The sequence below is a fragment of the Vibrio sp. 1159 genome (assembly GCF_033340395.1).
In the GTDB taxonomy this organism is placed as follows: Bacteria; Pseudomonadota; Gammaproteobacteria; order Enterobacterales; family Vibrionaceae; genus Vibrio; species Vibrio alginolyticus.
Map to the genome: position 1 here is coordinate 1 of NZ_JAWOWL010000122.1, position 1311 is coordinate 1311.

The window sequence follows — 1311 nt, forward strand, 5'->3', positions numbered from 1 at the left end:
ACAAGGCAGTAGAGGTCTGAAATGTCACTATTAGAGGTGAAAAACCTTCGTATTGAGTATCCATCCCGACACGGCGTTCACGCGGCCGTGAAATCACTTTCGTTTAATATTGAACGAGGCGAAATCGTGGGTGTTGTTGGCGAATCCGGTGCGGGTAAGTCCACCGTTGGTAACGCCGTTATCGATTTGCTGAGCCCTCCGGGACGCGTTGCCAGTGGCGATGTCTTTTTGGATGGTGAAAAAATCTCTGGCTTAACACCAGAAGCGATGCGTAAGGTACGTGGCTCGAAGATTGGTTTTATCTTCCAAGACCCGATGACCTCTCTTAACCCTTTGTTTACGGTTGAGCAGCAGCTAAAAGAAACCATTCATGCCAACATGAAAGTGTCTGACGACGAGGCGTATCAACGCGCGTTGTCTCTGATGCAGCAAGTCGGCATCCCTCAGCCTGAAAACCGTCTTAAACAGTATCCTCACCAGTTTTCTGGTGGTATGCGTCAGCGTGTGGTTATCGCGATCGCTTTGGCTGGTGAGCCAGATCTGATCATCGCCGATGAGCCAACCACGGCACTGGACGTATCAATCCAAGACCAAATCCTGAATCTTATCCGTGAGTTGTGTATCCAGAACAATGTTGGTTGTATGTTGGTTACGCACGACATGGGTGTGGTTTCAAACGTTACAGACCGCGTGGCGGTAATGTACCGTGGCGATCTTGTTGAGTTTGGGCCAACGGCAAAAGTGTTGGGTAACCCAGATCACCCATACACGCGCAGCTTGATTTCGGCGGTTCCTCGCTCAGACAGAAAGCTCGATCGTTTCCCTCTGGTGAGTTACATCGAAGAAGCGACAGAAATGAAGTCGCCAGACATCAAGAACCACTGGCTGGGTCAAAGCCAAGATCAGCGTGAGTACACTGGCCCGTTGTTGGATGTGAAAAACGTCAACCTAAGGTTTGTGACTAAGGACTCTTTGTTTGAAAGCCGCCGTGAGTACGTGCAGGCTTCGAACAATGTGAGTTTTGAGGTGCACGAAGGTGAGACGTTTGGTCTGGTGGGTGAGTCAGGTTCGGGTAAGTCGACCATCGCGCGCGTGATTGCTGGCTTGTATGAGCCAAACTCTGGCCAAGTGAAATTTGAAGGCATCGATCTCACGGCGATGAAGTCGGAAAAAGAGCGTCGTCCGATGCGACGTCAAATGCAGATGGTGTTCCAAAACCCATACACGTCTATGAACCCTCGTATGAAGGTGGCAGACATTATTGCCGAGCCAATTCGTTTCCATAAACTCACCAAAAATGAAGCAGAAACA

General features: G+C 49.8%; 1 protein-coding gene. It reads left to right on the forward strand.

Annotated features, from left to right (window positions below; translation table 11 throughout):
* Positions 1-21: 21 nt before the first annotated feature.
* Positions 22-1311 (forward strand): ABC transporter ATP-binding protein (locus R7127_RS26350; RefSeq protein ID WP_318148697.1); only part of this gene is annotated, 1290 nt, incomplete at its 3' end.